Annotated in this window: 3 protein-coding genes; 1 reads left to right on the forward strand and 2 read right to left on the reverse strand. The window is 42.8% G+C overall.

The window, feature by feature from the left end; all coding sequences use genetic code 11:
- Positions 1–392 precede the first annotated feature (392 nt).
- Together AC1DSE_RS31220 and AC1DSE_RS31225 are read right to left on the reverse strand one after the other, a co-directional pair.
- Positions 393–1,469 (reverse strand): protein kinase family protein, encoded by a 1,077-nt coding sequence (locus AC1DSE_RS31220; RefSeq protein WP_477512166.1) that lies wholly within the window; start codon positions 1,467–1,469, stop codon positions 393–395.
- A gap of 1,318 nt (positions 1,470–2,787) precedes the next feature.
- On the reverse strand, positions 2,788–3,684 hold the full coding sequence (locus AC1DSE_RS31225) for a diacylglycerol/lipid kinase family protein (RefSeq protein ID WP_441882867.1): 897 nt from the start codon (positions 3,682–3,684) through the stop codon (positions 2,788–2,790).
- A 243-nt stretch (positions 3,685–3,927) separates the two neighbouring features.
- On the opposite strand from AC1DSE_RS31225, the gene AC1DSE_RS31230 reads away from it, so the two are divergent.
- Positions 3,928–4,270: BlaI/MecI/CopY family transcriptional regulator (locus tag AC1DSE_RS31230; RefSeq protein ID WP_477528767.1), on the forward strand; the 343-nt coding region annotated here is incomplete at its 3' end.

Here is a 4,270-nt window from a genome sequence, read left to right on the forward strand (position 1 = left end):
TAAAACTCGCAAAATGGGCTAATATTCACAAATAGCGGAACCYATGTCCGTAAGACGAGCAAAATGAGGCGAAGTGTTCAAAGAGCGGAATCCATTTCCGAATGACGAGCTAAATGAATTGAAGTGTTCGAAAAGCGGGAACTATATCCGAAAGTTGAGCAATATGAGCTGAAGTGTTCAAATAGTGCGATGAAAATAAAGTTTTAGAAGGGAGTCGTGGATTTAATACGGTTTTTGAATGGATGAATCATCAGCTTTTGAAAAATAATTTTAGACTGATGCTATAAAAGAAACAGCGGCGGACCAAGACTAGAGAAACAAAGTTTTCGACTGCCGCTGTAGTCATTCAACTAATGTGTCCCATTAGCGTAATTCCCATAAGCCCTTTGATATTACGGCTCGAACCCCGTTGTTGCACAGATTCGTTGAAGTTCCTCGATTGGAAATGGCGTTGTTCTGCTCTCTGAAACGAGATTCATATAGAAATCATTCATCACCATGGCTATTGGAGCATACCTCCTGATAATCGCCGCTGCTGAATCCATTACCTCTCTCGGCATCTCGCCCTCAGCATATCGGCGTATGAATTCTATAATTTCTATATGATTCGCCGCACCGCCTAAAATTCTTGCAATCCAGTTTACTAGCTCTGTTACCACAAAATACCCATCATGAGCCTTGTTCAATTTGAGAAACTCGGATTCGCTGTCGGACAGTTCAAACCGAAAAGATGTTGCAAGACCGAAATCCGCAATATAAATACGGTATCCGTCGGTTAAAATGTTCCTAAAGTGAACATCGAAATGTAATAACCCATTCGCAATCATAAATGAGACAGCAGATCGCAGGTTGAGATCCACCATGGCAAACGCTGAGGTAGTTGTATCCTCACCAATATTGACCTGTTCGATAAGCCAGTCATGAAGGTTATAGGGGATGTACTCACAAAATAGTACAACACTGTCCACGGATTGCTCAATGGCCTCGAGACGACATTGCACTGCCTCAGATCCCCAAAACTCAACCATACGGGAAACATCAATTGGCGAAGATCGCTTTAAACCAGGTAACAACCGCCAGTGATACATTAATGGAAAGCTCTCACACTGTTTCGCTAGCACCCAATTGGTGGACATGGCATGGGCGGCTACCTCACGCCACACGCCACTACCTGATGAACCTAAGCCATAGTGGAAAAACGAAGGAAGCTCGAACACGTTTCTAGTGGACATGATATTCTCTTTGCGTCTTTCTAGTTCCGTAATCGGTATAATTTTTACGAATATGGATGTGTCTTCAAGTTGCAACAGCGCCGTCGCACCACCTATGCCCGTACCAAGAACCTTAGCATCTTCCACTCGTTCTCGAAGCTGTTCATCGCTGAGCAACGATAAGGCAGTAGACACGTCTGCATAACGGGTAAGTCGAGTTTCGTGAGATACATAGAGTTCTTCTTGGGAAGTTTTCATAGATAGATCACTATCCTTTCTTTTCCTTCTTACACCATAAATTCCCGGCCACTAACCAATTATCCTGCATAACACGTTCCCATCGTAGCCGAAAATGCGTCTCCGGCACCAAGCCGTTTATAATCCGCTCGATCCGCAGTTCAATATTGGAAAGTTGCGCAAATCTCCCAGTTAGTCTAACACTATCGCCAGTCTACAACTATATTTTCCGAGTCTAATACTATATTTTTCGGTCTAATGGTTTATTTTCTTTTAACACAAAGAGCGGAATCTTTATCCTAAAGACGAGCAACATGAGAAGAAGTGTTCAGAGTATGGAATCTATGTCTGAATGCCGAACAAAATGAGGAGAGGTGTTCAATGTGCGGATCCTGTCTCTGTAAGCCAAGTAACATACGCGAATTGTTTATAGAACGGAATATTGTCGAAGATCGGCACCAATCTCTGTAAGACGAGCAATGTGAGATGAAGAGTTCAAAGAGTGGAAATGTGTCTGTAAGACAAATAACATACAGCGAAGTGTTTATCGTGCGGGATTTTGCATCGGAAGAACTTGAATAGAAGCGGCAATTTCGAGGTTGCAAGGTTTTGAGCAGTGCTAWCGGACATSAGWTCCGCTAAATWACRRTTWAAGGGKGTTTTGAGATTTTAACGGACATGAGRTCCGTTATTTGCGATAAAACCCCCGAAATTACACAGATTCATAGCGAATAGCGGAACCTATGTCCRTAAAACTCGCAAAATGGGCTAATATTCACAAATAGCGGAACCTATGTCCGTATGATAAGCGAAAATAGGTTAAATGATCGAAGATTATGATCAATGTCCATACGACGAGCATAATGAGCTAATATTCACAAATAGTGGAGCCTATGTCCGTAAAATAAGTAAAATGAGCAGATGCTAGCCTTTACGTCTTACATTCATCTGTCCAATCTTGGTAGGCAACCTTGCTCCAAGGCTAGTATTAGCCCTCGTAAACAACGATGAATGGACCTACCGTTGTAGAATCCGAAAAGGCTTGTAATACTCCATTGACAAGGACACCTATCACGCCGATCCCACTGACTCCACCAATTTCAGCGTTCCTATTGATTCCGCCGACCTGAGTGATCCTTCTTATCTCACCGACACCTCCGACCTCATCGATCCAATGCCCCCAGCAATCTTAGCATTCCTATTGATTCTGCAGCGATCCACTGACCCCACCGATCTCACCGAATCCATCTATCTCGCCGATCGCACGGACTCCATCGATTTCATTGATTCCACCAGCCGATTATATTGATCTTGATCTACGAATAGCTACTGACTAGGACTACACTGTAGCCTCTTCCGGTACAATCACCTGAATATGACGAGGCATACTGCTTATTTGGATGGGTAAGGAGGGCCCTTCTTCACCATCAACGTTAGTCCTTACTGATTCAGGCGAGCTTATACTTACATTTTTGGCTGTAAAATAAACCACGTCTTTATGATTTTTGAAATTGCCGAACAGCAATGACAGGCTGGCTGTAATTGTATTGAATATAGTCAAATCCTTGATAATAAAACAGTGAAGCAGACCATCGTCAACAGCCGCGTCGGGTGCCAACCTCTCAAATCCGCCTACTGAATTGGTTAACGCAGCGAGAAAGAGTGGAGATTCTCCTTCCCATGTTTCTCCATCATATTGAATGCAAAGAGGATGAGTCGGCTGGTTCATAAGCTCTTTGATCCCTTCTTTTACGTAGGCTAAAGCGCCGAGCCGGGATTTATCGTCTGACGTAACGGAAGAGAGTGATTCAGCAAATGAGCCTACAGCAACGGTGTTGACGAACAATTGGTCATTTAATTGGCCCAAATCTGCTATTTTTACACGGGAAGAAGAGAGGGTCTGAATCGCTTTGTCGGGAAGAAGCGGTATTTGTAATGCGCGAGCAAAATCATTAACTGTTCCAAGAGGGACTACTCCAAGCCTCGGAAGATGTTCTTGATTGATAAGACCATTAATCGTTTCGTGAAGCGTGCCATCCCCTCCGATTGAAACGACCAAATCATAACTGTCCTCACACGCAGAAATACAAAACAGGGTTGCGTCCTGTTCTTTTGCCGTCTCCTTGACCGTAACCTCGTACCTTTGATCAGTCAAAAGGTCTTCCACGTTTCTGACATAGTTGAGTGCCTCTTCTTTACCAGAAGTGGGATTAATAATGATCATCGCTTTTTTCATAAATAGTATCCTCTCTATGGACATTTCTATTGAGTTCGTTCCTTAACACTTACTATTACCCCTCAAGGTTCGTCGTTAATCTGAAAGACTAGGAGAAAACGATGTAAACTTAATGGTTTGAATCCTTCAATAATTAACCTCCACCAACAGCTGTCAGTTAGCTACAGGAATGATTTGACAGTCAGAGGTTACTGTTGTAAACTCTAATCAGAGTCTACATATGTAACCTTTAGGAGTGGGATGATGAGCAGCTTAGTTTCAAAGATAACGGATTCAGAGCTTGAGGTTATGCGTGTATTATGGGAAGCCGGGACCGAGCTGCCTATATCTGAAATTAGAAAATGTCTTGAAAAATCAAGCAGCTGGGAAAGCTCTACAATAAAAACATTGCTTCGGAGATTGTGCGAGAAGGGTGTAGTCATTGCAACCAAGAAGGAAGTGTTMTATTACAAGCCACAAGTGAGCGAGCAAGAATATAACGAGCATGCGACACAAACGTTAATTGATCGTTTATATTCTGGAAGTGCAAAAAGTCTAGTTGCAACGCTATTAGGAGGCAATAAGCTAAATGAAGCAGACATTAAGG

Source organism: Paenibacillus sp. 01L418 (assembly GCF_056400045.1).